The sequence below is a fragment of the Pseudarthrobacter adonitolis genome, assembly GCF_055412845.1.
In genome coordinates this window covers 34,703-61,234 of the sequence record NZ_JBVAYW010000011.1, presented here as the reverse complement: position 1 = coordinate 61,234, position 26,532 = coordinate 34,703, and the positions used below count along the sequence as shown (strand labels likewise).

Below are 26,532 nucleotides of genomic sequence, written 5' to 3'. Positions count from 1 at the left end.
GTCCGCTGCAGCCATGGGATTACCGCTGGGTACGGTTTCGCAGGCCGCTTCCGGTCGCCAGGAGGTTGGCCAAGAGGGTATCGAACAATGCAGCGGATGTCTTCGCTGATTCGCCGGGCCAGTGGTGCACCGGGTGGGCCGCGCCCTGGATCTGCTGCCAGTTCGCCTGTTCAGGAATGCGCGGGCTCAACAGGAGGTCACCGAACATCGATTCCATTTCCGCGAGCCGGTAGGTGTGCTCGGAGGAGCCCGTGCGCACGCGGTTGGCCACAATGCCTGCGGGGGATAGGTTCGGCGCGAATTCCTGCTTGAACAGCTGGATGGCGCGCATGGTCCGCTCCGTTCCCGCCACCGAGAAAAGTCCCGGCTCGGCCACCAGGGCCACCTTGTCACTCGCGGACCAGGCCATCCGGGTCAGCCCGTTCAGCGACGGCGGGCAGTCAATGAGGACCAGCTCGTAGCGGTCGGCGCCGGCCAGGACCGCGGAAAGCCTGCGGAGATCCCGACGGCCAAGATCGGGGCGGTCGTAGATGCCGGTGTACGCCGAGCCCACCGCGACGTCCAGTACGGCCGGTCCGGATCCGCTCGTATGCGCGCGTGCCGTCCAGGAGCTGCCCGCGACATTGTCCGCCAGTTTGGCCCGGCGGGGGCTCTTAAGCATCCTGCCGATGTCCAGCTGGTCGCCGGCCTGCACCCCCAGGGCAGTGGTCGCGTCCGCATGGGGATCGAGGTCCACCACCAGTGTGGGGATGCCCGCGGCAAGCGCCGCAGACGCCAATCCTGTGGTGACGGACGTCTTGCCGACGCCGCCCTTGAGGCTGCTGATGCTGACTACTTGCACTTGTGAGACCAAAACCTAACGCCGGCTGCCGTGTTGGGGGTAATGTTTGCTCCGGCACTGCCGAAGCCGGCGGCTCGAGCCACCTTACTCATCATATGTGGCTGCGCCGGTGAATCCCGCCTTATGGGAACGCGGCATGGCACGGCGATGGTATGGGTGGCCGGTTCTGCCAGCCTCCGTCGATGCACGCGGGACATGACGGAAGTTTCTGTGACTGTGGCCACAATGATTTGTATTTCTAAGCGCGGGTCTTAGACACTGTGACCACTTACCGATACACCCGCAATGATGCAGGAGAATTATGTTTTCCAAGATTCTGGTGGCCAACCGCGGCGAAATCGCGATCAGGGCCTTCCGTGCCGGCTACGAGCTGGGCGCCAAGACCGTTGCTGTCTTCCCCAATGAGGACCGAAACTCGATCCACCGCCAGAAGGCCGATGAGGCATATCTGATCGGCGAAGTGGGGCATCCCGTCCGGGCCTACCTCGATGTTGCCGAAGTGGTCCGCGTCGCCAAGGAGTCCGGCGCCGACGCCATCTACCCTGGCTACGGCTTCCTTTCGGAAAACCCGGACCTCGCCCGCGCAGCACAGGAAGCGGGCATCACCTTTGTTGGGCCGCCGGCTGAGGTGCTTGAGCTGGCCGGCAACAAAGTTGCAGCGCTGAAGGCTGCCAGTAAGGCCGGTGTACCGGTCCTGAAATCGAGTGAACCCTCGAAGGACATGGATGAGCTGATCGCTGCCGCCGACGAGATCGGTTTCCCCATTTTCGCCAAGGCCGTCGCCGGCGGCGGCGGACGTGGCATGCGCCGCGTCGACACGAGGGAAGCCCTTCCTGAGGCGTTGCAGGCCGCCATGCGCGAAGCCGATGCGGCATTCGGTGATCCCACCATGTTCCTGGAGCAGGCAGTGCTCCGCCCGCGCCACATCGAGGTGCAGATCCTGGCCGACGCCGAGGGTAACGTCATCCACCTCTTCGAACGCGACTGCTCCATCCAGCGCCGTCACCAGAAGGTCATTGAGATCGCTCCCGCGCCCAACCTGGACGAAGGCATCCGCCAGGCCCTTTACCGTGACGCGGTGAAGTTCGCCAAGGCCCTGAACTACGTCAACGCCGGAACCGTGGAGTTCCTGGTGGACACTGTCGGCGAACGCGCCGGACAGCACGTCTTCATCGAAATGAACCCCCGCATCCAGGTCGAACACACCGTCACTGAGGAAGTGACGGACGTTGACCTGGTACAGGCACAGCTTCGGATCGCTTCCGGCGAGACCCTCGCGGACCTCGGCCTCTCCCAAGAGACGGTCCAGCTCAAGGGCGCAGCGCTGCAGTGCCGCATCACCACCGAGGACCCGGCCAACGGGTTCCGGCCCGACGTCGGGAAGATCACCGGCTACCGCTCCGCCGGCGGCGCCGGTGTAAGGCTCGACGGCGGCACCGTATACTCGGGTGCCGAAATCAGCCCGCACTTCGACTCCCTGCTGGTGAAGCTGAGCTGCCGCGGCCGCGACTACCCGGCCGCCGTGGCCCGTGCCCGCCGGGCCCTCGCGGAGTTCCGCATCCGTGGCGTGTCCACCAACATTTCCTTCCTCCAAGCCGTGCTCGACGATGCCGACTTCATTGCCGGCAACGTCGCCACGAACTTCATTGACGAGCGTCCCCAGCTGCTGAAGGCCCGGGTCTCCGCCGACCGCGGCACCAAGCTCCTGACCTGGCTGGCCGAGGTCACAGTCAACAAGCCCAACGGCGAGCTGAAAGTGCACTCGGATCCGGCCGCCAAGCTCCCCGCCGTTGGGGATCGGCAGGCAGCACCGGGATCGCGCCAGCGCCTCCTGGAGCTTGGCCCCGAAGGCTTCGCCAAGGCCCTGCGTGAGCAGACCGCCGTGGCCGTCACCGACACCACCTTCCGCGACGCCCATCAGTCCCTGCTGGCCACACGCGTGCGCACCCGCGACCTCGTGGCCGCTGGTCCCGCGGTCACAGCCCTCCTGCCGGAACTCCTGTCCGTTGAGGCCTGGGGCGGCGCCACCTACGATGTGGCACTGCGCTTCCTCGGCGAGGACCCCTGGGACCGCCTGGCCGCCCTGCGGAAGGCCCTGCCCAATGTCTGCCTGCAGATGCTGCTGCGCGGCCGGAACACGGTGGGCTACACGCCGTACCCGGAAGAGGTGACGGTGGCTTTCGTCAATGAGGCCGCCGCCACCGGTATCGACATTTTCCGCATCTTCGATGCCCTGAACGACGTGAACCAGATGGCTCCCGCCATCCGCGCTGTCCGGGCCACCGGCACAGCTTTAGCCGAAGTAGCCCTGTGCTACACCGGCGACATGTTGAACCCGGACGAGAAGCTGTACACGCTGGACTACTACCTGGAACTGGCACAGCGGATTGTGGACGCAGGCGCCCACATCCTGGCCATCAAGGACATGGCCGGGCTGCTCCGCCCGGCAGCGGCCGCCAAGCTGGTGGCCGCACTGCGCGAACGCTTCGACCTCCCGGTCCACCTCCACACCCATGACACGGCAGGCGGCCAGTTGGCCACCCTGCTGGCGGCAGTTGACGCCGGCGTGGACGCTGTTGATGTTGCATCCGCCTCGCTGGCCGGGACCACCAGCCAGCCGTCCGCCTCCGCCCTTGTGGCGGCGCTGGCGCACACCCCGCGGGACACCGGCTTGAGCCTTGACGCAGTCAGCTCCCTTGAGCCGTACTGGGAAGCGGTGCGCCGCGTCTACGCGCCGTTCGAATCAGGCCTTCCAGGCCCCACCGGCCGTGTTTACCAGCACGAAATCCCGGGTGGCCAGCTGTCCAACCTGCGCCAGCAGGCCATGGCGCTGGGCCTGGGGGAGCGCTTCGAGGCGATCGAGGACATGTACACCGCGGCGGACCGTATCCTGGGCCGCCTGGTGAAGGTCACTCCGTCCTCCAAGGTGGTGGGCGATCTCGCCCTGCACCTCGTGGGTCTGAACGCAGATCCGTCGGACTTCAACGAAAACCCGCAGAACTACGATATCCCCGACTCCGTCATTGGGTTCCTGTCCGGCGAACTCGGCGACCCGCCCGGAGGATGGCCGGAACCCTTCCGCACCAATGCGCTCCAGGGCCGCAGCATCAAGGTCCGCGACGTTGACCTCAGCCCCGAGGACAGCGCCGCGCTCAAGGGTGATTCCAAGACCCGCCAGAGCACGCTGAACCGCCTGCTCTTCGAGGGTCCCACCAAGGAATACCTCAAGAGCGTGGAGATGTACGGCAACATTTCTGTCCTCGACACCCGCGATTACCTTTACGGCCTTCAGCGTGGTGCGGAGCACGAGATCCAGCTGGAGAAGGGTGTACGCCTGATCGCCTCGCTGGAGGCCGTTTCCGAGCCCGATGAAAAGGGCATGCGCACGGTGATGTGCACCCTGAACGGCCAGTCCCGCCCCGTTGTGGTCCGTGACCGCTCCGTGGTGAGCAACGTCAAGGCCGCCGAGAAGGCAGACCTGGCCCAGCCCGGCCACGTTGCCGCGCCGTTCGCCGGGGCCGTCACCGTGACCGTCACGGCCGGCGACACGGTCAACGCTGGTGACACGGTGGCCACCATCGAAGCGATGAAGATGGAGGCCTCCATTACGACGCCGGTGGCAGGCAAGGTTTCGCGGCTCGCCATTTCAGCGGTGGAGCAGGTCCAGGGCGGGGATCTCCTCCTGGTCGTAGAGCAGGGCTAAGCAGTCCAGACATAAAAGGAAGGGCCCTCCCGGCTTGGAAGTCTACTTCCGCCGGGAGGGCCCTTCGTTTTGGGTTGCCGCTTAGCCGCGCGGCGCGCCGTACATTTCCTCGATGACTGTCTCGAAGTCCTTCATCACCTGGGCCCGCTTCACCTTCATGGACGGTGTCAGGTGGCCGGACGCTTCCGTGAAGTCGGAAGCGACCATCCGGAATGACTTGATGGCCTCCGCCTGCGACACCGAGGCGTTCGCACGCGTGATGAGATCCTGCACGGCCGCTTTGACAACGGGATTGTCCACGGCCTCCTCCATCGAGGTCGTGGCTGGCAGCCCGTGGCGCTGCAGCCAGCCCGGGAGCGCCTCCTGGTCAAGGGTCACCAGGGCGCCGATGAAAGGCCTGTTGTCGCCCACCACCAGGACCTGGGAGACCAGGGCATCGGCCCGGATCTGGTCCTCGAGCAGGGCCGGGATGACATTCTTGCCGCCGGCAGTGACGATGATTTCCTTCTTGCGGCCCGTGATCCACACGAAGCCGCTCTCATCAAGCCTGCCGATGTCACCGGTCCGGAACCAGCCGTCGGCAAACGTGTCCGCCATGAGGTCCTCGCGCTTGTAGTAGCCGCGCATCACGCAGACGCCCTTGGCGAGGATCTCGCCGTCGTCGGCTATCTTGACGGAGTTTCCGGGCAGGGGTTTGCCTACGGACCCGATCTTGATCAGGGCCGGGGTGTTCACCGAGATGGGCGCGGTGGTCTCGGTGAGTCCGTAGCCCTCAAGAACCTGCAGGCCGATGCCCTGGAAGAAGTGGCCCAGGCGTTCTCCCAGCGGGCCGCCACCCGATACTGCGTGGGCAACGTGGCCGCCCATGGCAGCCCGCAGTTTGCTGTACACCAGCTTGTCGAAGAGGGCGTGCCGTAGCTTCAGGCCCAGGCCCACATGTCCTTCCTGCCGTGCCTTGGAGAAGGCGATGGCGGTGTCAGCGGCCTTGTGGAAGATCGCTCCCTTGCCGCCGTCCTCCGCTTTGGTCAGGGCCGAGTTGTACACCTTTTCGAACACGCGGGGAACGGCGAGGATGAAGGTGGGTTCGTAGCTCTGCAGGTCCGCGAGGAGATTCTTGATGTCCGGCGTGTGGGCGACGGTGGTTCCGGCGGCCATCGCCAGGACGGAGATAAAGCGCGCAAAAACGTGTGCCAAGGGCAAGAACATAATGGTCTTGGCGTGCTCATGGACGATCTCGCCGATGATCCCGAGGGCGTTCTCGGAGAGTTCAACAAAGTTTCCGTGCGTCAGCTCGCAGCCCTTGGGCCTGCCCGTGGTGCCGGAGGTGTAGATGATCGTGGCGATGTCGCTGAGGTTTGCTGAACTGCGGCGGGCCTCAAGGTCGGCGTCGCTGACGTCCCGTCCGGCCTCACGGACGGCGTCCAGTCCGCCGCCTTCGAGCTGCCAGACATGCTGGAGGGCGGTGAGGCCTTCCGAGGTGGCAGCCTGCCGGATGATGTCCTCGTGGTGTGCGGCTTCGCCGAACGCGGCCACCGCCCCGGAATCGCCGAGGTTCCAGGCAACCTGCGACGGCGATGAGGTCTCGTAGATGGGCACTGAGACGGCGCCGGCGAACCAGATGGCGAAGTCGATGAGGGCCCACTCGTAGCGTGTGCGGGACATAATGCCCACCCGGTCGCCGGCTCCCACGCCGCTGGCCATCAGTCCTTTCGCAAGGGCTGAGACGTCCGCCAGGAAGTCTGTGGCGGAGACGTCCCGCCAGGCGCCTGCGGAGTCCAGCCGCGAGAAGAGCACCGGGTTGCTGGGCTTGGCTGCCTGCCGAAGCACAAGATCGGTGATGTTGGTTTCCGGTGGGACAACAACCAGGGGCGGAACACTGAATTCGCGCACTATAGCTCCTTTGATATCCATAGACCCGCACAGGGTATGCCTAAAGACTAATACGCCTGCAACTTGGCCGTGCAGAAACAAACCTACTGGCCAGTAACATATGAGTCAAAGAGGAGTGGGGAGGCCATGGGCCCGGTCTCCGGCGCTGCCCGCCCGGCGCGCCCTAGAATGAAGCACTATGTACGTAACGCCCCCCGGCGAGCAAGCCGCTCCGCTCCGACGTCCGGCCCCCTGGCGGCGGCGGCCGCTGGCCTTGCGGGCCCGGCCCAGGCAGGTGGAAACGTTCCGCGAGCACCTGCGGCTCGGGCGCAAGGGGCTGGCAATCGGCATCGATATCGGCGGCACAAAGGTCGCCGCCGGCGTGGTGGACGCCGACGGAAGGATCCTGAGCGAGGCCCGGCGGTCCACCCCCGGCAGCGACCCGCGAGCGGTAGAGCAGGTCATTGTAGAGCTCGTGGACGAACTCGGAGCCGGCCACAGGGTTTGGTCAGTAGGCATCGGTGCGGCCGGTTGGATGGATCTGGACGGCGGAACCGTGCTTTTCAGTCCGCACCTCGCCTGGCGCAACGAGCCGTTGCGGGAAAACCTGCAGCGCCTGCTGCGCCGGCCTGTGCTGCTGACGAACGACGCCGACGCCGCGGCCTGGGCGGAATGGCGCTTTGGTGCGGGGCAGGGCGAGGACAGACTGGTGTGTATCACCCTCGGTACCGGCATCGGCGGTGCCATGGTGATGGACGGGCGGGTGGAGCGCGGCCGGTTTGGTGTAGCCGGTGAATTCGGCCACCAGATCATCATGCCCGGCGGGCAGCGTTGCGAGTGCGGCAACCGGGGCTGCTGGGAGCAGTACGCCTCGGGCAACGCCCTGGGCCGGGAAGCGAGGATTCTGGCGCGCGCCAATTCCCCGGTTGCCCAGGAACTGCTGGCCACCGTCGGCGGTGACGCGGAGCAGATCACCGGGGCGATTGTTACCGAACTGGCACTCGCCGGTGACGCGGCCTGCCGCGAACTCCTGGATGAAGTGGGCGAATGGCTGGGCCTGGGATTGGCGAACCTGGCGGCATCTTTGGATCCGGGGCTGTTTGTGATAGGCGGGGGACTATGTTCGGCAGGGGACCTGCTGGTGGAGCCCGCCCGCAAGGCGTTCGCCCGGAACCTTACCGGCCGGGGCTTCCGTCCGGCGGCCGGCATCGAGCTGGCAGCGCTCGGACCAAACGCGGGGCTCATCGGGGCGGCCGATCTGTCCCGCGTCAGCAGCCGCATGCGGTGACGGACGCACCTCAGACGCGGGCGCCGTCGTCGTTCTCGTCTTTTTCCTGGGGCAGCTTCATGATCAGGTAAACCACGGCAAGGATGAACGCTGCCACCATGCCCACTATCGCCAACAGCGGCGCTGACCGCCAGAACATAACGGCCAGAAGCAAGGCGACGGGCGCACCAATTGCGCCGAGCCAGGCAAGCATGGTCAGGGGATCCGTCCCGGCAAGGCTTGGCGGCTCTTCGGGAACGAAGTCCCCGGCGTCGTCCTCCACGGCATAGTCACGCGGGCCGAAGGCGGCGGCACCGCCCTGGCCGTAACCGCCGGTCCCCTCGTCGGCGTCGGCCTGCCCGCCGTCGACGGTGCCCGGCGTCGCGGCCTGCCGTTCGGCTGCGGACAGTTCGGTGGGGGCTGTTCCCGCCAGACCCAGCGGATCAAAGTCGCGGAACGTCGCCGACCTGCCGGACCCGGCCATGGCGTCCGGGCCCGCGGGATCAGGAGTTTTGGCGCCAGGACCTTGCAGGTTGCTGCCCGTGACGTCCTCGCCAGCGGCGTCCTGGCCCGGGGCGTCCGGACCGGGGGAGGTGGCACTGCCCGGGTCCGTTGTGCCGGTATGGGCTCCGGGCTTTTCTTCGAGCCGGGCCACCAGGTCCAGCCACACGGCATCGTCCTGGTTTGCGCTCTGGTCCGGTGAGCCGGAGTCGGGCCTATTCATGGGCGGTACCCTCCTGGACCTGGACTGCTGCCGTGCCGGCAACCACCGCCCGGATGAAGTCGGCGGACCCTCGGAAGATCTCCTCGGCGTCGTTATCAAGTGTTGCCACGTGGTAGCTGTTCTCGAGTGTGGTCAGTGTCAACGGTGCGTTGGTCAGGCCGCGGCGCAGCGCTGCCAGACTCGTGTCCGAGACCACATGGTCCACGGTGGACCGGAAGACGCGTACGGGCGCGGTGATGCGGGGGAGTAACCGGATGGTGTTCTTGAACATCTTGTTCAGCTCATGGGCCGCGGCCACGGGCGTTCGCGGGTAGGCGCCCTCGTCCATCCCAGGCTTGAGGATGTCGTTGGCAATGGCCGGGGTGCTCTTCAGGATCAGTTTCAGGATGCCGGCCAAGGGCGCGCGGGGATCGTCGATGACGAGGCCGGGGTTCACCACGATCACCCCGGCTACGGGCCTGGTGGCGGCAATTCTCAGGGCCAGGGCACCGCCCATGCTCAGCCCGGCGACGAAGACGTGGTCGCAGTGGGAGTCCAGATCCAGGTATGCGTCGTCCAGGGCGCTGTGCCACTGCGACCAGCGCGTGCGCGCAAGGTCCTGCCAGCTGGTGCCGTGCCCGGGCAGCAGCGGCATGCGTACGGCGAAGCCGGCGTCGGCGAGCGACTGGGCCCACGCGCGCAGCCCGTGCGGACTGCCCGTGAATCCGTGTGAGAGGACCACTCCGATCCGGGCTCCGTCGCCGTTGACGGGACTGCTGAAAGGGCTGTGGTCCGGTAGGCCGGTCATGAAGTCTCCGAGGTGGTGTGTGGTGTGGCCGCGGTTCGGGCTGACGGTTCAGGGCTGGGTGTATGGGCAAGGAAGAATGCGCTGGAACGGGCAAAAATCTCGGGCGCATCAACATCCAGGGTGGCCACATGACCGCTGTTGTGCAGGTCCACAACTTCCACCAGCCGTGGGCCCAAGCGCTGCCGCAACGTCAGGAGTGAGGTGGCCGGCACCACGACGTCCGATTGGGACTTGAAGACCTGCACCGGGGCGGTGACCTGGTGCAGCCCGCGGGTGGCTGTGCCGAAAAGCTTCTTGAGCTCGTGTACGGCGGCCAACGGAGTCCGCGAGTAGTCGCCGTCATTGGTGACTCCCGCCGTGGGCTGTTCCTCCTGGATGGGCAACGTCGTGCGCTGGAAATACTTGAGCACTCCGATGACACGCATGCGGCGGTCATAGAAGCTGAGGCCGGGATTCACCAAAGAGACGCCAGCTACTGGATGCCTGGCGGCCGTCAGCAACGCGATGGCGCCGCCCATCGAGAGGCCGGCCACAAAACACTGCTCCGTCCGGGCGTTCAGCTCCAGGTACGCCGATTCGAAAGTCCCGTACCAGTCACGCCAGTTTGAGCGCGCGAGTTGCCGCCAATCCGTCCCGTGGCCGGGCAGGAGCGGAACCGACACCGCGAACCCCTGGGCGGCGAGCTCCGCTGCCCAGGGCATGACGCTGAGCGGGCTACCCGTGAAGCCATGGCAGATGGCAATCCCGGTGGTGGCATTGGGTCCGTGTCCGGGGTAGCTGAAAGCGGCAGGCCGGGGCGCGATGCTGCTTTCTGTCATAACACCATCGTGTCATTGTTCGGGACAAATCTCACTAGAGTAGGGTTGCACTGGAGTGCCCGCCCGGCCCGACGAAGGGCCGGCCGGCCGGCTTCCGGAGAGGTTCGTCACGTGTTCTATTGGGTCATGAAGAGAATCTTCCTGGGGCCGGTGTTGCGGCTTCTTTTCCGCCCCTGGGTCAAGGGCCTGGACAATGTTCCGGCGCAGGGGGCGGCCATTATCGCCTCGAACCACCTGTCTTTCTCCGACTCCATCTTTATGCCGCTGTTGGTTCGCAGGCCGGTTGTTTTCCTGGCCAAGTCCGAGTACTTCACCGGCACAGGCATCAAAGGCAGGCTGACGGCCCTGTTCTTCAGGCTCACCAACCAGCTGCCCATGGACAGGTCCGGCGGCGCGGCGTCGGCCGTATCGCTCAACGCCGGCATGGATGTCCTGACCGGCGGTGGACTGCTGGGCATCTACCCTGAAGGGACCCGCAGCCCCGACGCACGCCTGTACCGGGGAAAGGTGGGCGTCGCCAGGCTGGCCCTGAAGGCTGGTGTGCCCGTGATTCCCGTGGCAATGATCGGCACGGACAAGGTTCAGCCCATCGGCAAACGGATGCCGAGTATCCGGCGGATCGGCATGATTTTCGGTGCTCCGCTGGATTTCAGCCAGTACGCAGACCAGGCGGAAGACCGGCTGGTGCAGCGCAAGGTCACCGACGAGATCATGTTCGAGCTGATGCGGCTCTCCGGCCAGGAGTACGTGGACGAGTACGCTGCCGTGGTGAAGCTCCGCCTTGCGGGAGCAGCGGCAACCGAGGCTGGCGGTGCCTCCGCGAAACGCGCCGAAACAGACGGCGGTGCTGAGGGCACTGATATCGAGGGCAAGGACCCGGCAGCCGGCTGACTGTGACGCCGCTCTCGCTACGCGTGACGGTCAGGTGTCCTGAAGCCAGCCACGCACATTAGTCTTAGATAGTGACTGAGCTATCTGCAAAACCTGCCTTTTCGCTGTCCAGCACCGCCCAGAGCGGAGCAGCCAATTATCCTGGCCTTGATGATTGGCGTGATCTTCCCGTTTCCCAGCAGCCCAGCTGGCAGGACAAGGACGTTTTCGACGCATCTGTCGGGGAACTTTCCGTGCTCCCGCCGCTGGTTTTCGCCGGCGAGGTGGACATTCTCCGTGAACGGCTGGCGGCTGCAGCGGAGGGCAGAGCTTTCCTGCTTCAGGGTGGCGACTGCGCTGAGACCTTCGAAGCCGCAACGGCGGATAAGATCAGCGCACGGGTCAAGACCATCCTCCAGATGGCAGTGGTGCTCACCTACGGTGCAGCGATGCCGGTCATCAAGATGGGCCGGATGGCCGGCCAGTTTGCCAAGCCCCGCTCCTCCAATGACGAGACCCGCGACGGCGTGACCCTGCCGGCGTACCGCGGCGACATCGTCAACGGCTATGAGTTCACCCCCGAGTCCCGTGGCCATGACGCCGCCCGGATGCTCAAGGCATACCACACGTCCGCCTCCACGCTGAACCTCATCAGGGCCTTCACGCAGGGCGGCTTTGCCGATCTGCGCCTGGTGCACCACTGGAACAAGGGCTTCACCGAAAACCCGGCGCACGCCCGTTACGAGTCGCTGGCCCGTGACATCGACCGCGCCATCAAGTTCATGGCGTCCTGCGGCGCTGATTTCGAGGCACTCAAGCGGGTGGAATTCTTCGCCAGCCACGAGGCCCTGCTGCTGGACTACGAGCGCGCACTGACCCGCATCGATTCGCGGACCGGATTCCCGTATGACACCTCAGCGCATTTCCTGTGGATCGGGGAGCGTACGCGCGAACTTGACCACGCGCACGTTAACTTCCTCTCACGCGTCCGGAACCCCATTGGCGTGAAGCTGGGCCCGTCGACGACGGGCGACGACGCCCTGCGCCTTATCGACAAGCTGGACCCCGAGCGGGAGCCGGGCAGGCTGACATTCATCACGCGCATGGGCGCGGGCAACATCCGCGAGAAGCTTCCGGCCATTGTGGAGAAGGTGACTGCCTCCGGCGCCAAGGTACTCTGGGTCACCGATCCGATGCACGGCAACACCGTCACCTCGCCCAACGGCTACAAGACCCGCAACTTCGACGACGTCATTGACGAAGTGCGCGGATTCTTCGAAGTCCACCATGCCCTGGGCACGGTTCCCGGTGGACTCCACGTGGAGATGACCGGTGACGACGTCGCCGAATGCCTGGGCGGTGCCGATCCGGTAGACCAGGAAGCCTTCCTCGACAAGTACGAGTCGGTCTGCGATCCGCGACTGAACCACATGCAGTCCCTCGAAATGGCGTTCCTGGTGGCCGGAGCACTGGCCAAGCACTGACCGCTTGGCGGGGAGTCCATCCTCCGCGGTGGTGCAGCGGGCTGGCGGCCGGCTACACCACCGTGAGGGTCACGACGGAGCCTTCAGGCACTTTCTTCTTCACCGGGTCCTGATCCCGTACCGTGCCGAAGAAGCCGCCGAGGATATTGTTCACCCGTACCTCGAAGCCCAGCGCGCGCAGAGCTTCTTCGGCTTCTTTGGCTTGCTTACCGATGAAGCTGGGGACTTCCACGAGCTTGGGTCCGTCGGAAATGGTCAGCGTCACCGTGCCGCCCTTTGTCAGGGTGCCGGTCGCGGGCGACTGCGCGGCAACCGCGCCCTTGGGCACGTTCCTGTCGTTCACCTCTTGCGGCGCCACCTCAGCCTTGAGGCCGGCCGCCTCAATGGCGTCGACGGCGGCGTCCTCCTTCAGTCCGACGACTGACGGAACGGGGATCGGCTGCGGCCCCTTGGAGACCAGAAGATTCACCGGTGTGCCGCGACGCGCGGGAGCCGCGGCGGCCGGATCCTGGGAGAGCACAACGCCGGCGGCAACGGCGTCATCAAATTGTTCAGTGACGGTACCCAGCGCCATGTCGGCCCGGTTCAGTGCGTTTTTCGCGTCGTCCAGCGTCCCGCCGGTCAGTTTCGGGAGTTCAAAGAGTTGCGGGCCCTTGGAAACAAACAGGGACACCGGCTGGAACTTCCTGGTCTCGGTGCCGGCAGTTGGGTCGGAGCCCACCACGAGTCCGGAGGGAACGTCGTCGTCGAAGACATCGTTGGTACGTGACTGGAACCCCGCCTCGCTCAGCAACTGCTGGGCCTGGGCCACTGACTTGTTGGCGACCGCCGGAATGGTGCCGGGCGACCCGGGACCCATGCCGAAGAACCAGCCGGCTCCTGTGGCAATCAACGCGATGATGACCAGGACCACCACCCAGAGGACGCCGCGGCGCCGCGGGTTGCCCTCGCGCAGGCTCCGGACCGGGGTCGCCGCAGCCCGGGACCTTGCCTTCTCGTCCTCCCTGTCGAGCTTGCGCCGGGCGCGTTTGCTGAGGGGGACCGCAGCCGGGACGGCGTCCTGATCATCTAGCCTGTACTGCGTTTCCGGTCTGTACGGCGCTTCCGGCCGGTACTGTTCCCCTGGCCGGTAGTCGGCGTCGGGCGGATACAGGGCATGCGGAGCGCGCGGAGGGTGCTGTGGCTGCGGGCGGGAGAAGGACGACATCACGGCGGTGGGATTGTTGGTGCGGGCGATGATCTCGGTGGGGTTCTGCTGCCCTGCCGGGGCCGCGGCAGGCGGCCTCAGGTCCAGTTCGGCGTCCGTGAGGTTGGTCCGGATGTGGCGCAGTTCCTGCAGCAGGGCGTTGCCGTCTACCGGACGGTTCTCGGGATCGTTTGCTGTGCACCACTGGACGAGTTCATCCACCTCGGCGGCGAGGCCAGGCACTAAGGCCGACGGCGGACCGACCGTTTCATTCACGTGCTTGTACGCAACCTGGATGGGGACCTCGCCGTCGTACGGCTGCTGGCCGGTCAACATCTCGTAGAGCATGATGCCCACGGAATAGATATCACTCCGGGTGTCAGCCTGTTTTCCCAGCACAAGCTCGGGGGAGAGGTAACCCACGGTACCGATCAGTGTCCCGGTACTTGTGGACGTCGTTACCGCGCGGGCAAGCCCGAAGTCGCCGATCTTGATACGGCCGTCGTCGGCGATAAGGACGTTCTCCGGTTTCACATCCCGGTGGATCAGCCCCGCGGCGTGGGCCGCGCCGAGGCCCTGCACTACCGGATCAAGCAGGGCAAGTGCCAGGCGGGGAGGCAGTGCACCTTTGGATCTGATGACGTCCCGGAGGGTGTGGCCCTTGATGTGTTCCATCACCAGATAGGCCGTCTGGCCGTCGTTGCCCTGGTCCAGGACTCCCACAACGTGGGCGTGGGACAGCTTCGCGGCGGCCTTCGCCTCGCGCCCCAGCCGGTCCAGGAACGTCTCGTCGGTGGCGAGATGGGGGTGGAGGACCTTGAGGGCAACATCGCGCTCCAGCCGGAGGTCCGTTGCCAGATATACGGTGGACATGCCGCCGCGCGCGAGTTTGGAGCGGACGGCGTAGCGGTTGTCCACCAGCGTTCCAACGAGACGGTCTGACACTTGTTCCTGCACCCTACGATACTAATCCCGCATGGAAAAGGGTCCGAACCGACGTGCGGTCCGGACCCTTATCGTTATCCCTTAGGCCTGGTTCAGCAAGCCCCGGGGCACTGTTGCGCTTGGATTAGCCGAAGTTCTTCCGGTGCGCCTTGATGGCAGCTACGTAGGCCTTGGTGTCGTCGTACATGCCGTATTTGCTGACAGAGTACTGGCCTTGGTAGTACCCCGCAATTGCTGTGTCCAGGTCCTTGCTGGTGGCGATAAGCCGCTTGATGATCGCCGCGCCGGCCGTTGCGTTGTCGTAGGGGTCCAGCAGGTTCAACTGCCGCCCTACGAGGTCTGAGGCCCACTGCCCGGAGGACGGGATGACCTGCATGGTACCGATCGCGTTGGCTGGCGACACCGCACGCTGGTCAAAGCCCGACTCCTGATGCGCGAAGGCTAGGGCCAGGGAGGGTTCCACTCCCATTTGGCGGGCCGTGTCGGCCACAATTGCGCGCATTTCAGCCCGGGACGGTACGGGAGAGGCGTTCAGCAAGGCCTTGTTCCCGTTGGCAGAGCTCACAACGGCCGCGGGGTAGGTAAAGCCCAGGAAGGAGCTCGGTACCAGCGGCGCGGCAGGGGCCGCCGGGGCGGCCGGGGTGGAGGACGCGGGCTGAATGGAGGCGCCAGGAATGACCAGCTTGTTGCCGGGGTAGATGACAGTAGTCATACTCAGCTGGTTTGCCGCCAGGATGTTCGAGAGCTTCACGCCGTGCCTGGAGGCGATCGCTGACAGGGTGTCCCCGGCCTTAATCGTGTATGAACCGCCGGGAGCGGGAGCGGGAGCCGGCGCTGCGGGAGCGGACGCCGGCTGGACGGCCGGAGCTGCGGGAGCACCCGCGCCGACGTTGATCTTCTGGCCCGGGTAGATGATGGAGCGCATGTTCAGGCCGTTCCAACTGAAAACATCCGACAGGCTGACGTTGTGCCGGACCGCGATGGCGCCGAGCGTATCGCCGGCCTTTACCGTGTAGCTGCTTCCGGCATTGGCCGGAGCGGCCGCGGCGGGGGCAGCCTGCGCCGGGGCTGGGGCGGGGGCGGAACCCGTGCCCGACAGCTTGATCTTCTGGCCGGGGTAAATGATGGTGTTCGGCTGGAGGTTATTGAGCTTGAGGATTTCGTACGTATCGAGTCCGAATTTGCCGGCGATTCCGCTGATCGTGTCCCCCCGGGCGATGGCGTACTCCGCTGGCGCCGCCGGCTGCATGGGCTGGAAGGCAGCCGGAATAGTGGAGGAGACAGAGGCCGCCGGGATCAGGACAGCCTTCGCTTCGGCTGCCTGGGCTTCCATCGCGGCGGCAAGGGTTGCCGGGATTGCACGGGAAGGTGCCTCTGCGGCAGCAGGCTGGGCGAGTGCCAACGACGACAAAACAACCGCAGGAAGCGCCGCTGTGGTGACAGCAATCATGGGCAGGCTCTGCCTGGGGGGCTGCTTTGGCGAGCGGGACGTCGTCATGGAAGGATTCCTCTTCTTCAACTGCCGGGGGCGGGAGATGCTTTGTGACTATTGATACTAGTGTTACTTAAGTTATTGCTGTTACAAATGTGATCCATGTGAATCTCTCACGAATTTTCGCGTAGCACAAGAATTCCGCCCCACGCGGGATAAAGAGTTTTGTGGAGTGTCGCGTGATTCACGGCAATGGCGGCCGATGCCGACTAGGCGGCAGGGCTCCGGCCGTGGCAACCTTGATCCGTGAGTAACGTAGAAAGCCTTGTGGGCGAGTGGCTGCCCCTGCCGGATGTCGCGCAGTTGTTGGACGTTTCGATTACGAGAGTCCACGGCCTTATTGATGAACGCGCGTTGGCGGCCCTACGGGTCGGGGAACGGCGGATACGCTCAGTTCCAGCCGCGTTTATCCTGGACGGCCAGGTTGTCGACAGCCTCAAGGGGACCATTGTGGTCCTGGCGGACGCCGGCTATTCCGACGAGGACCTGATCGTCTGGCTGTTTACCCCCGACGAGTCGCTCCGCGGCCGGCCGATTGATGCCTTGCGGGAAGGCCGCAAGACGGAAATTAGGCGCCGGGCCCAGACCCTGGCCTGGTAAGCAGAACTAAAGGGCCCGGACAACGCCGGGCCCGCGGATGTGGCAAAGACCAGCGCCAATGTCAGGACGCGCGGCTGACCGTGACTTCCGCCAGCTTCCGCAGGGCGGTTTTGGGCAGTTCGTCCAGCGGCAGCTGTTCCAGCGCGTCATACGCCGCGGCACCGAATTCGTTGATCAGCACTTCCGTCGCCTGAAGTGCCCCCGACTCTTCGATGATCCGGCGGATCTCGGCCACGTCGTCGTCACCCAGGTCAGGGCTGCCCAGCTTCGCGTCGATAAATGCCGATTCTGCGGTTGATGCCTGGCCCAGCGCGAGGGCGATGAGTACGGTCCGCTTACCTTCGCGGAGATCGTCTCCTGCCGGCTTACCCGTAGTGACCGGGTCCCCAAAGACGCCCAGGACGTCGTCCCGCAGTTGGAACGCCTCGCCCAGCGGCAGCGCGAAGGCCGAGTAGCCCCGGAGCAAGTCGTCCGGAGCGCCCGCCAAGGCGCCGCCAAGCGCCAGCGGGTGCTCAGTGGAGTATTTGGCGGACTTGAACCTGATGATGGACTGTGCCCTTGTCACCGCTCCGGCACGGTCCCGGACAGGACCGGCCACTTCCTCCAGGATGTCAAGATACTGCCCCGCCATAACCTCGGCACGCATGAGGTTGAAGATCAGCCGTGCCCGGCTGCCCGCAGCCGCCTGTTCGCCGATGTCCGTGAAGGCCTCCTCGCTGAAGGAGAGGCATAGATCCCCGGTGAGAATCGCGGCTGCATGCCCAAACCGCTCGCTGTCCAGCGCCCAGCCTTGCGCGTGGTGCAGCTGGCTGAAGCGGCGATGCACGCTGGGCCCGCCGCGCCGCGTGTCCGAGCGGTCAATGATGTCGTCATGGATCAGGGCAGCTGCCTGGAAAAGCTCCAGGGCCGATCCCGCCGTCACGATTTCTTTTGCCGCCGGCTCGCCGCCTGCGCCGCGCCACCCCCAGTAACACATAAGGGCGCGGAGCCTTTTACCGCCGGTCACCAGGTTGGAAATGGAACCCATGATGGGATCGATATCGGATGAAATGGCAGCCATGAGCGATTGCCGCGTGGTGAGGAAGTCTGTCAGCTCACCGGCAACAGCGGCAACGAACGCAGTCTGCTCAATCCTCAACTGCTCCGAAACGCTCACTTGGCTGACTCAGCAGCCACGTTGGCGCCGATGGTGAACGTGGAGACACCGGCCGCTTCGACGGCGGCGATGTTGACCGTCTCGGAGTCGTTCCGGACGAAGTCCTTGGAAGCAACGGCGCCCACAGCGTCGCCGGGGACGGCTTTGAATTCCTGCGCCTCCAGGTGCTTTGTGTAGAAATCCACGACGGCGGCAGTCGGGGCGTTGGTGCTGGCCACGAGTGCCGCCGTGGCGGGCGTTGACGTCTTGTCAAAGCTGCTCGAAATCACCGTGGCGCCGGGCATCAGGGGGAGCAGCGTTTCCGGGAACCCTGCCACGATTGTCCCAACAGTGGCGGAAGTTCCCGGCGACGCAGTCGGGCTGGCAGAGGCGGTAATGCTGACGCTGCCCGATGCTGGTGAGGATGTAACTGAGGAGGATGATGTCGCTACGGGCTCTGCGGGGCTACAGGCAGCGAGGGCCAGCATTGCGCCCGCGGCCAGTGCCGCTAATCCTGTTGGCTTAAGACTTCTCATGACGGTCAAAGGGACTGTCCTCCTGGTGTTGATGCCGGATTCAGCCTCCAGTTTAGTCAGTACCAACCGATACAATTGCCGGTGTGGGGCCTGAGCGGAACAACCAGTACACCGAAGCGGGTCTTCGTGAGCTCCGGCGTAACTGCATCATGCACGTGGACATGGATGCATTCTTCGTCTCCGTGGAGCTTCGTACCCGTCCGGAACTCCGTGGCAAACCAGTGATCGTCGGATTTCCTGTGGACCGCTCAGTGGTCCTCTCGGCGTCGTATGAAGCCCGTGCCTTCGGAGTGAAGTCCGCCATGCCCATGGTGGTCGCAGCCAGGATGTGCCCCAAAGCAGTCATCATTGAACCGCGCCACAAGCTGTACTACGAGGTTTCCGCCCAGCTGATGGAAATCTTCGAATCCATCACCGATCTGGTGGAGCCGCTGAGTGTCGACGAAGCCTTCCTTGACGTCGGCGGCGCCATCCGCCGGTTGGGACCCCCGCGCGACATAGGTGAACTGATCCGACGCCGGGTGGCTGCCAAATTGGGCATTACAGCCTCCGTGGGCATAGCAGCCAGTAAGTTCGTAGCCAAAATTGCTTCCACGCGTTGCAAACCTGACGGGCTGTTGCTGATTGGACCCGACGAGACCGTGCCCTATCTCCACAGTCTGCCCGTCGGGGCTTTGTGGGGGATAGGCGCCAAGACCACGGACGTTCTAGCCCGGATGGGCATCAGGACCGTGGCGGACGTGGCTGCCACGCCGGTGTCCTCCCTTAAGAAAATGCTGGGTGCCACCGGTGAGCACGTTTATCGTCTGTCGTGGGGGTTCGATCCGCGGCCGGTGACCCCCGTGAGGCTTGAGAAGAGCATCGGGGCTGAAGAGACCTTCGCCGTGGATACCGGCGACGACGCCCTGATCGCACGGGAGCTGCTGCGGCTTTCCCACCGGACGGCGGGACGGCTGCGGAGTTCGGGGATGGTGGCAAGAACGGTGGCATTGAAACTCCGCTATGCCGATTTTTCCACCATCACCAGGAGCCGCACTGTCCACACCCCCGTGGACAGCGCCCAACTGATTTATGCCGTGGCCATCCAGCTCTTGGAATCATTGGGTAGCCGACCCATGACAGTGCGGCTTGTTGGCATCCGGGCCGAGCAGCTCGAAGACACCGCCCACACGTCCCTCCAGCTGAGCCTTGACCGCCGGGATGACAACTGGCGGGCAGCAGAACAGGCACTGGACGAGGTCAGCCGAAAGTTCGGGAATAAATCCGTCCTCCCCGCCAGTCTGCTGGATTCCGGAAACGGGTCTTAGCAGGGCGCCGGCACCTGGCGTGCCTGGTTCAGGGAGGTGATGGCCGTCTTTCAGAACGGCCCCCGACAAACTATCCTTATATGTACATAGTTTTCAGTTATTGCCGGACTTCTTGGATATGCTGCAGTTCCAAAGGCCCGCATGCCGGTGTTCGCTTTCCGCCATCGTCGGCGGGGCGGGAACCTCCAGGGCATGCCGGTCGTTATCGGAGCAGTAGTACGGGATGGGACCAGCCCGGACGTTGGCCTACTTAAGGAGGTCGTGATGCCGCTCTCGGAGCACGAACAGAAGCTGCTGGAGCAGCTGGAGAAGCAGCTGCACGAAGACGATCCGAAATTCGCGAATTCCATGGGTTCGGATCCTGGGCGAACGTGGTCCACCCGTCACCTCGTGATTGGTGTGCTGTGCACCCTCGCGGGGATCGCCCTGCTCTTGGTCGGCGTTACAGTCCAGAACATCTTCGTTGGTGTCCTAGGCTTTGTGGTTATGGGCGGCGGTGTGTACTTCGCCACAATGCGCAACGCTACCGGCGGCAAGCAGCGCTCCGCACCTGGCACAGGTAAGTCCGGGAAGCCCAGGAGTTCATTTATGTCCAGCTTGGAAGAGCGCTGGGACGAGCGTCGCCGCGACGAACCCTAAGGCAGCGCCTGTAAGGCCGGTTCCACGGCCGTAGGCCCCGCACTGCCCTTCACGTCCATTCGCTCCCCTCGGTCAGGACGACCGCAGCAGAAGACCCGCCACGGCGGGTCTTCTGCGTTTAACCCATGGGTAGGTAGCAGTAGGTGTCGGTTTGAGCTCAAGCCGACACTTACTGCCACCTGGTTGGGGCGCCCGGCGCCCGCGGATACGCCGCCTGCGTCAGATGAGAGCGCGACGGCGCGTGGCACCGCCGTCGGGCACTTATGATTCGAGCCGAACGGCGACGGGACCCTCCACTTCCATCCACCCCCTGCTCCCGTGCCATTTGGGGGAGAAGGCCTGAAAGGGGGGATTATTGGCCTGATTCGCGTTGACTGTGGTGGAAAGTGGAGTAATGTGGAGGACATAAGAGGGTAGTTGCAACACAGGGGATGTGCAGTTCCTGACGGCAGACAGGCGGTGGGCCAGTGTTTCTGGGCACACACTCGCCACGTCTGGACGAAAAGGGCCGAATTATCCTCCCCGCGAAGTTCCGTGAGGAGCTCGCCAGCGGACTTGTTCTCACCAGGGGACAGGAACGTTGCATCTACGTCTTCAGTGAGCAGGAATTTGCACGTGTCCACGAGCAAATGCGGGAGGCGCCCATCTCCTCCAAGCAGGCCCGGGACTACATTCGCGTCTTTCTCTCTGGAGCCTCGGACGAGGTACCTGACAAGCAGGGGCGCGTAACCATTCCGGCCGCGCTCCGGGAGTACGCAGGCCTCGGCAGGGAACTGGCCGTCATTGGCGCAGGAACCCGCGCCGAGATCTGGGATGCCCAGGCCTGGAACGAGTACCTCGCGGAGAAGGAAACCGCCTTCTCCGAAACCGACGATGCCATTCCGGGGATTCTGTGATCACCTGAACGGCCCGTCGGAACCGCTTCTTGGACGAGATCTCCAGCCGCCCATCGGACAGTCAACCTGGCTCACTTCCCCGGAGCCAGGCCGGCAGGATGATAGGCGCGGATGGGGATCTGGCTCAAGAAGCAGCACACCAACACCCACGGCAGGAAAGGACGAAGGCATGAACGATGACCCGAAGCCAACTTCCGAACGCCATGTGCCGGTCCTCAAGGACCGGTGCATCAATCTGTTGGCCCCCGGCTTTGAAGCTGCCCGCCTCCGAGGCGAAACCCCTACCGCCATTGATGCGACCCTCGGCATGGGCGGCCACTCCGAAGCCATGCTGGAGCGCTACCCTGATCTGCACCTGATCGGCATCGACCGTGACGAGGAAGCCCTGGCCCTCGCCGGGGAACGGCTGACTCCCTTCGCTTCCCGGACGGACCTGGTCCACGCCGTCTACGACGAAATCGCCGATGTCCTCGAAGACCTGGGTGTAGCGCAGGTTCATGGCATTCTGATGGACCTGGGCGTGTCATCCCTCCAGCTGGACGAGCGTGAGCGTGGCTTCGCCTACTCATTTGACGCGCCGCTGGACATGCGGATGGACACCAGCCGCGGGCAGACTGCGGCAGATGTGGTCAACAACTACAGCGAAGAGGATCTCGTCAGGATCATCCGGAAGTGGGGCGAGGAGAAGTTCGCTGGCCGGATCGCCAACAGAATTGTCGCGGCGAGGGCTGTCAAGCCTTTCGCCACCACGGGGGAACTCGTGGAAGAGATCCGCTCCGTGGTACCGGCGGCAGCCGCCAAATCGGGCGGCCACCCTGCTAAGCGGACGTTCCAGGCATTGCGCATCGAAGTGAATGAGGAACTCGACGTACTGGAGCGCGCTGTTCCGGCAGCCGTGGCAGCAACGGCCCTGGGCGGACGCATCGTGGTGATGTCCTACCACTCCCTCGAGGACAAAATCGTCAAATCAGTCTTCCAGGCTGGCTCCAAATCCTCCGCGCCGCTCGGATTCCCGGTGGAACTTGAACAACACAAGGCCTTCCTAAAAACCCTGACCAAGGGCACCGAGGTACCCACCGCCGTCGAGATTGCAGAAAATCCGCGCGCAGCCTCTGCAAGGCTGCGGGCCGTGGAACGTATCAGAGCCAGGAGAGAAGCATGAGCACTGCCGCCGTCAAGAACTTTCCGATCGTTTCCGGCAGCAGCGCCCCGGCGACCAGTACGCTTCCCTCTGGCGCCGGTCGAAGGGAACGCACACCCCTGTCTGTGGTGCGTTCCGCCCCCAGGAAGCGCCGCGCACCGTTTGTGGTCATGTGTTTCGCCCTGCTCGCCGTTGCGCTCGTCGCCGTGCTGGTCCTGAACATCTCAGTCTCCACCTCCCAGTACCAGCTGGTGGAGCTGAGGGGCAAGCAGAGCACGCTGACGAAGCAGAACCAGGACCTGACACAGCAGGTCCAAAACTTCGAGGCTCCCCAGAACCTGGCCGCCAAGGCATCAGACTTGGGAATGGTAGCCTCCACAGTCAAGGGCCAGATCGACCTCTCCACCCTAGCCGTCACGGGCAAGGCAACTCCGGCTATGAAGGGTGGCGCCGCCGGATCGATTATCCCAGCTCCCGCCGTCGAGGGAGTGCTCACAGTGGTTCCCCCGGCAACGATGCGGGAGCCGATGACGAACCGTAAACCGGCTACCGAGGAACCGGCCCCGGCAACGGCACCTGCCGCTGCCTCGGCAGCACCGCCAGCTCAAGCCCCCGCACCACGGGTACCTGCCATGGAGCTCCACGGCGGTTCGGTTCCGGCACCCGAACAGAAAGTGCCCGGGCTCTAACCGGTAGCCGCTGAAGGACAGCCATTCCGGCACAAACAGGCAACAAGGCGAGCAGCAAGGAAATCACGGTGGCGCAGAGGACCGGCAAGGTAAAAATCGGCAAGGCCCCTAACGCCACCAAGCGGCTGCGCCTCGGCCTGGGCATTATGCTGACGCTGCTGTTAGTGGTTGGCGGCAAGCTCTTTTTCGTCCAAGGGCTCGACGTTGGCGGGATGGCCGCCGCTGCGCTCGAATACCGGATGCGCGAGACTGCCCTCCCCGCCGAACGCGGCAGCATCCTGGACGCGAACGGGACGGTCCTGGCCAACAGTGTGATCCGCTACAACGTTGTGGTGGACCAGAGAGTCAACACCAAGACCGAAACATTCCCACGCTTTGACAACGTGGATGGCAAGGACAAGGTGGTAGAGGTGCCCCGGGAGCAGGGCCTGCGTGAACTTGCTGCTGCCCTGGGCATGGACCTCGACGCCGTCCGCGAGGCAGTCACCGGCGAACAAGGGTATTACATCGTGGCGAAGGACCTGAAGCCGGACGTTGAGCTCAGGGTCTCGGATCTCAGCATTCCTGGCGTCGACACAGTGGGTGTCAGCAAACGCGTGTACCCCAACGGGTCCGTGGCCGGCGGCATTATCGGCTTCCTCCAGGACGGCAACACCGGCCAGGCGGGCATCGAGCAGACACAGGATGGGCTTCTGCGCGGGAAGGACGGCAAGCGGCTCTTCGAGATCGGCGCTGACGGTCTCCGGATTCCTGTCGGCGTGGATGAGCTGACACCGCCGGAGGACGGCAAGGACGTCAAGCTCACGCTCAATTCCGATCTCCAGTATTTCGCCCAGCAGGCCATTGAGAGCCAGTCGGACAAACAGGGCGCCGAGTGGGGGATCATCACCGTGGTGGACGCCAAGACCGGTGACATTGTCGCGATGGCGGACACTAACGCCCCGGATCCGAATGATCCTGGCCGGGTAGCGGCGAAGGACCGTGGCGTGCGCTCCGTGACTGCAGCGTATGAGCCCGGCTCGGTACAGAAGATGATCACGGCAGCGGCCCTGATTGAAGAAGGAAAATCCAGCCCCCTGGATACTTTCACTCTCGGACCTACGTACACCGTAAACGGCCAGACCTTCACAGACGCCTTTACCCATGGAACCGAAGAGCGCACACTCGCCGGCATCCTGGGTTGGTCCATGAATACTGGCACCGTTGCGGCCGGCTCACGGCTGACCAAGGAACAACGGTACGACTGGCTCAAGAAGTTCGGCATCGGCGAAGCCCCGGACATCGGTTTGCCGGCTACGGCCTCCGGCATTCTCACACCGCCGGACCAGTGGGACGGCCGCCAGGAATACACGGTGCTGTTCGGCCAGGGTGTGTCGCAGTCCACCCTGCAGACGGTCCGCGCCTTCCAGACGATCGCCAACAACGGAGTGATGCTCCAGCCGCGCCTGATTGATGCTTACATTTCACCTGACGGAACAGAGGAGAAGGTCGCCCCGCAGCCCTCCCGGCAGGTGGTGTCGGACGGCACTGCGCAGCAGGTCCAGGACATCCTGGAAAGCGCGGTGACCGAAGGCCAGATCAAGGACGCCGCGATCGACGGATACCGGGTGGGGGCAAAAACCGGAACCTCTGAATCGCCGTGCGACGACGGGAAGTCAGGGTTCTGCGGCTACACCGCTTCCATTGTGGGGATGGCACCGATGGATGATCCCCGGTTTATTGTTGAGGTGGTACTGCAGCGTCCCAAGGGTAATATCTACGGCATTACGCAGGGGCCCGTGTTCCGCTCGGTTATGAGCCAGGCACTGCGCACCTACAACGTCCAGCCGTCCACGGGCGAACCGGCCAGGCTGCCGCAGTACACCAAGTAGCTTCAAGCCAGGCAGCAGTTCCCTTTTCGCCCGCAGCGGAAGCAGTCGCCCGCGGGCATGATCCACTAGTACCACCATCGGAGATTCCCTTGTCAGAGCAGAACGCATCAGCCAGCAACGCGGGGCCGGCAGGGGAACCAGCTCCCGCGCGGTTCAGGCCTACGGCAGTTGCTGCGGTCCGCCTGGACGCGATCGGCGACGCGATCGGTCTGCAGGTCCCGGGTGCTTCCGCTGCCGTCAGCGTCACGGGGATTTCACTGAATTCGCGAACCGTGGAGCAGGGCGACCTGTATGTGGCGTTGCCGGGGGCTTCCCGCCATGGCGCTGACTTCGTGTCGCAGGCGGTCGGCAGGGGAGCGGTGGCAGTCCTGACCGACGACGCCGGTGCACGCCTTCTCGCGTCGTCTGCAGACCCCGCCGTCCCCGTCCTGGTGGTGGACGGGCCGCGCAACGTGGTGGGGCCGCTGTCCGCCATGATCTACCAAAGCCAGCCCTCAGCCGGGCGGACGCCGCGCTTGTATGGTGTGACGGGAACCAACGGCAAGACCACCACCACATACTTCATCAACGCCCTGCTCCGGGCTCTCGGACAGCAGACCGGCCTGATCGGAACCATCGAAATCCTGGCCGGTGGGGAGCCGGTTCCCAGCCTACTGACCACCCCTGAGTCACCGGATCTCCACGGCCTGCTCGCCCTCATGCGGGAACGCGGACTGGACGCCGCGTCCATGGAAGTCTCCTCCCACGCCGTGTCCTTCCAGCGGGTTGACGGTGTGCTCTTCGACGTTGCCGGGTTCACGAACCTGACGCAGGACCATCTGGACCTGCACGGCACCATGGAGGACTACTTCGCCACGAAGGCGGAACTCTTCACGCCGGGCCGTGCCCGCAGGGCTGTAGTGACGGTCGACGACGAATGGGGCCGCAGGCTTGCCGCCACGGCACGGATCCCGGTCACCACCCTCTCGATGACCCCCGGCGGAGCCGCGGACTGGACCGTCACGGCTACCGCAACGCGTGGGCTGGGAACCGACTTCAGTCTGCAGGGCCCCGACGGTGTCAACCTCAACGTCCACACCGGTCTACCGGGCACTTTCAATGTCGCCAACGCGGCGCTGGCCACGGTTATGGTCTTGGCCAGCGGAGTGGACACCGCAACGGTACAGGCCGCCATGGACCACCATGACCCCTTCACCGTGGCTGTACCGGGACGCATGCAGCTCGTCTCCGAAGAACCGGCGGCTGTAGTGGACTTCGCCCACAACACTGATGCCCTCGCACGCGCACTGGAAGCGGTCAGGTCTCCGCTGCCCGGCTCCCGGGTGATCGTGGTTTTCGGAGCCACCGGACAGCGCGACCAAGGCAAGCGGCCGGCCATGGGAGCCGTCGCCGCCAAGCTCGCCGACATCGTCATCGTCACGGACGACGACCCCCACGATGAGGACCCTGCGGCCATCAGGGCAGATGTCCTGGTGGGCGCACGGTCAGCGCGCGAACAGGAATCGCCGGGGTGTGTCATCGAGGAGGTGTATCCCCGCGACGCCGCCATCCAACGGGCCGTTGAACTGGCCGGTCCGGGCGACACCATCCTGGTAGCCGGCCGCGGCCATGAGGTCTGGCAGGAAGTCAAGGGCGTCAATCTTGCACTGGACGATCGCGTGGAACTGCGGAACGCCTTGACAGCCAGGGGATTCACCGTTCTCCGAGACGACCGGATAGAGTCCTAGACCGA

General features: G+C 64.7%; 21 protein-coding genes. 12 read left to right on the top strand and 9 right to left on the bottom strand.

All coding sequences use genetic code 11. The features are described 5' to 3' along the window. Positions 1-19 precede the first annotated feature (19 nt). Positions 20-841: a ParA family protein gene (locus ACZYZ4_RS12570; RefSeq protein WP_463861316.1), complete on the bottom strand. Its 822-nt coding sequence runs from the start codon at positions 839-841 to the stop codon at positions 20-22. Positions 842-1,142: 301 nt separating this feature from the next. Here ACZYZ4_RS12570 and ACZYZ4_RS12565 point away from each other — a divergent pair, with 301 nt between their 5' ends. Then, positions 1,143-4,544 (top strand): pyruvate carboxylase, encoded by a 3,402-nt coding sequence (locus ACZYZ4_RS12565; RefSeq protein WP_463861314.1) that lies wholly within the window; start codon positions 1,143-1,145, stop codon positions 4,542-4,544. A gap of 81 nt (positions 4,545-4,625) precedes the next feature. Here the strand turns inward: ACZYZ4_RS12565 and ACZYZ4_RS12560 are convergent, their stop codons facing one another. Beyond that, on the bottom strand, positions 4,626-6,434 hold the full coding sequence (locus ACZYZ4_RS12560; RefSeq protein ID WP_463861312.1) for an AMP-dependent synthetase/ligase: 1,809 nt from the start codon (positions 6,432-6,434) through the stop codon (positions 4,626-4,628). 178 nt (positions 6,435-6,612) lie between these two features. Between ACZYZ4_RS12560 and ACZYZ4_RS12555 the strand changes: the two genes are divergently transcribed. Beyond that, positions 6,613-7,701, top strand: coding sequence for an ROK family glucokinase (locus ACZYZ4_RS12555; RefSeq protein WP_463861310.1), 1,089 nt, complete (start codon positions 6,613-6,615; stop codon positions 7,699-7,701). A 10-nt stretch (positions 7,702-7,711) separates the two neighbouring features. Here the strand turns inward: ACZYZ4_RS12555 and ACZYZ4_RS12550 are convergent, their stop codons facing one another. Genes ACZYZ4_RS12550 through ACZYZ4_RS12540 form a run of 3 tightly spaced genes read right to left on the bottom strand, consistent with a single transcriptional unit; the run spans position 7,712 to position 10,009 of the window. Beyond that, positions 7,712-8,404, bottom strand: coding sequence for a hypothetical protein (locus ACZYZ4_RS12550; RefSeq protein WP_463861308.1), 693 nt, complete (start codon positions 8,402-8,404; stop codon positions 7,712-7,714). Next, the gene (locus ACZYZ4_RS12545; protein ID WP_463861307.1) at positions 8,397-9,191 is read right to left on the bottom strand and encodes an alpha/beta hydrolase; all 795 of its coding nucleotides are present in this window, start codon (positions 9,189-9,191) and stop codon (positions 8,397-8,399) included. Before ACZYZ4_RS12545 ends, ACZYZ4_RS12550 begins: the two co-directional genes overlap by 8 nt. Next, positions 9,188-10,009, bottom strand: a complete 822-nt coding sequence (locus ACZYZ4_RS12540) for an alpha/beta hydrolase (protein WP_463861305.1) — start codon at positions 10,007-10,009, stop codon at positions 9,188-9,190. The genes ACZYZ4_RS12545 and ACZYZ4_RS12540 overlap by 4 nt, the downstream gene beginning before the upstream one ends. A 111-nt stretch (positions 10,010-10,120) precedes the next feature. On the opposite strand from ACZYZ4_RS12540, the gene ACZYZ4_RS12535 reads away from it, so the two are divergent. Further along, positions 10,121-10,900, top strand: a complete 780-nt coding sequence (locus tag ACZYZ4_RS12535) for a lysophospholipid acyltransferase family protein (RefSeq protein WP_463861303.1) — start codon at positions 10,121-10,123, stop codon at positions 10,898-10,900. A gap of 71 nt (positions 10,901-10,971) precedes the next feature. Continuing rightward, positions 10,972-12,363 (top strand): class II 3-deoxy-7-phosphoheptulonate synthase, encoded by a 1,392-nt coding sequence (locus ACZYZ4_RS12530; protein WP_463861301.1) that lies wholly within the window; start codon positions 10,972-10,974, stop codon positions 12,361-12,363. A gap of 52 nt (positions 12,364-12,415) precedes the next feature. Here ACZYZ4_RS12530 and pknB read toward each other — a convergent pair whose 3' ends face one another. Both pknB and ACZYZ4_RS12520 read right to left on the bottom strand, forming a co-directional pair. After that, positions 12,416-14,506, bottom strand: coding sequence for a Stk1 family PASTA domain-containing Ser/Thr kinase (gene pknB / locus ACZYZ4_RS12525; protein WP_463861300.1), 2,091 nt, complete (start codon positions 14,504-14,506; stop codon positions 12,416-12,418). A gap of 112 nt (positions 14,507-14,618) precedes the next feature. Then, on the bottom strand, positions 14,619-15,992 hold the full coding sequence (locus tag ACZYZ4_RS12520) for a lytic transglycosylase (RefSeq protein WP_463861298.1): 1,374 nt from the start codon (positions 15,990-15,992) through the stop codon (positions 14,619-14,621). Positions 15,993-16,232: 240 nt separating this feature from the next. Here ACZYZ4_RS12520 and ACZYZ4_RS12515 point away from each other — a divergent pair, with 240 nt between their 5' ends. Then, the gene (locus tag ACZYZ4_RS12515) at positions 16,233-16,586 is read left to right on the top strand and encodes an Rv2175c family DNA-binding protein (protein ID WP_058929391.1); all 354 of its coding nucleotides are present in this window, start codon (positions 16,233-16,235) and stop codon (positions 16,584-16,586) included. 61 nt (positions 16,587-16,647) lie between these two features. On the opposite strand, the gene ACZYZ4_RS12510 is transcribed toward ACZYZ4_RS12515, so the two are convergent. Both ACZYZ4_RS12510 and ACZYZ4_RS12505 read right to left on the bottom strand, forming a co-directional pair. Continuing rightward, positions 16,648-17,742 carry a polyprenyl synthetase family protein gene (locus tag ACZYZ4_RS12510; RefSeq protein ID WP_463861295.1) on the bottom strand — a complete coding sequence of 365 codons (1,095 nt, stop codon included), beginning with the start codon at positions 17,740-17,742 and terminating at the stop codon, positions 16,648-16,650. Beyond that, positions 17,739-18,257, bottom strand: coding sequence for a hypothetical protein (locus tag ACZYZ4_RS12505; protein WP_463861293.1), 519 nt, complete (start codon positions 18,255-18,257; stop codon positions 17,739-17,741). The genes ACZYZ4_RS12510 and ACZYZ4_RS12505 overlap by 4 nt, the downstream gene beginning before the upstream one ends. 149 nt (positions 18,258-18,406) lie before the next feature. Between ACZYZ4_RS12505 and dinB the strand changes: the two genes are divergently transcribed. The 7 genes from dinB (at position 18,407) to ACZYZ4_RS12470 (ending at position 26,527) form a co-directional block, all read left to right on the top strand. Continuing rightward, positions 18,407-19,564, top strand: coding sequence for a DNA polymerase IV (gene dinB, locus ACZYZ4_RS12500; protein WP_463861376.1), 1,158 nt, complete (start codon positions 18,407-18,409; stop codon positions 19,562-19,564). Positions 19,565-19,828: 264 nt separating this feature from the next. Beyond that, positions 19,829-20,203, top strand: coding sequence for an SCO2097 family morphological protein (locus ACZYZ4_RS12495; protein WP_463861291.1), 375 nt, complete (start codon positions 19,829-19,831; stop codon positions 20,201-20,203). Between the two features lie 467 nt (positions 20,204-20,670). Continuing rightward, entirely contained in the window at positions 20,671-21,099 is a 429-nt protein-coding gene (gene mraZ, locus ACZYZ4_RS12490) for a division/cell wall cluster transcriptional repressor MraZ (RefSeq protein ID WP_108599862.1), read from the top strand. Between the two features lie 169 nt (positions 21,100-21,268). After that, the gene (gene rsmH / locus ACZYZ4_RS12485; RefSeq protein WP_463861289.1) at positions 21,269-22,261 is read left to right on the top strand and encodes a 16S rRNA (cytosine(1402)-N(4))-methyltransferase RsmH; all 993 of its coding nucleotides are present in this window, start codon (positions 21,269-21,271) and stop codon (positions 22,259-22,261) included. Next, a complete protein-coding gene (ftsL, locus tag ACZYZ4_RS12480) occupies positions 22,258-22,929 on the top strand; it encodes a cell division protein FtsL (RefSeq protein ID WP_463861287.1) in 672 nt (223 codons plus the stop codon). Before rsmH ends, ftsL begins: the two co-directional genes overlap by 4 nt. A gap of 68 nt (positions 22,930-22,997) precedes the next feature. After that, positions 22,998-24,800: a peptidoglycan D,D-transpeptidase FtsI family protein gene (locus ACZYZ4_RS12475; RefSeq protein WP_463861285.1), complete on the top strand. Its 1,803-nt coding sequence runs from the start codon at positions 22,998-23,000 to the stop codon at positions 24,798-24,800. Positions 24,801-24,889: 89 nt separating this feature from the next. After that, positions 24,890-26,527 carry a UDP-N-acetylmuramoyl-L-alanyl-D-glutamate--2,6-diaminopimelate ligase gene (locus tag ACZYZ4_RS12470; protein ID WP_463861283.1) on the top strand — a complete coding sequence of 546 codons (1,638 nt, stop codon included), beginning with the start codon at positions 24,890-24,892 and terminating at the stop codon, positions 26,525-26,527. Positions 26,528-26,532: the final 5 nt, after the last annotated feature.

What these genes read in the sequence shown, in the direction of transcription:
- ACZYZ4_RS12565 (WP_463861314.1), top strand. Translation starts at nt 1,143, where the DNA reads ATGTTTTCCAAGATTCTGGTGGCCAACCGCGGCGAAATCGCGATCAGG.
- ACZYZ4_RS12555 (WP_463861310.1), top strand. Translation starts at nt 6,613, where the DNA reads ATGTACGTAACGCCCCCCGGCGAGCAAGCCGCTCCGCTCCGACGTCCG.
- ACZYZ4_RS12550 (WP_463861308.1), bottom strand. Translation starts at nt 8,404, where the DNA reads ATGAATAGGCCCGACTCCGGCTCACCGGACCAGAGCGCAAACCAGGAC.
- ACZYZ4_RS12545 (WP_463861307.1), bottom strand. Translation starts at nt 9,191, where the DNA reads ATGACCGGCCTACCGGACCACAGCCCTTTCAGCAGTCCCGTCAACGGC.
- ACZYZ4_RS12540 (WP_463861305.1), bottom strand. Translation starts at nt 10,009, where the DNA reads ATGACAGAAAGCAGCATCGCGCCCCGGCCTGCCGCTTTCAGCTACCCC.
- ACZYZ4_RS12520 (WP_463861298.1), bottom strand. Translation starts at nt 15,992, where the DNA reads ATGACGACGTCCCGCTCGCCAAAGCAGCCCCCCAGGCAGAGCCTGCCC.
- ACZYZ4_RS12505 (WP_463861293.1), bottom strand. Translation starts at nt 18,257, where the DNA reads ATGAGAAGTCTTAAGCCAACAGGATTAGCGGCACTGGCCGCGGGCGCA.
- dinB (WP_463861376.1), top strand. Translation starts at nt 18,407, where the DNA reads ATGCACGTGGACATGGATGCATTCTTCGTCTCCGTGGAGCTTCGTACC.
- ACZYZ4_RS12495 (WP_463861291.1), top strand. Translation starts at nt 19,829, where the DNA reads ATGCCGCTCTCGGAGCACGAACAGAAGCTGCTGGAGCAGCTGGAGAAG.
- rsmH (WP_463861289.1), top strand. Translation starts at nt 21,269, where the DNA reads ATGAACGATGACCCGAAGCCAACTTCCGAACGCCATGTGCCGGTCCTC.
- ftsL (WP_463861287.1), top strand. Translation starts at nt 22,258, where the DNA reads ATGAGCACTGCCGCCGTCAAGAACTTTCCGATCGTTTCCGGCAGCAGC.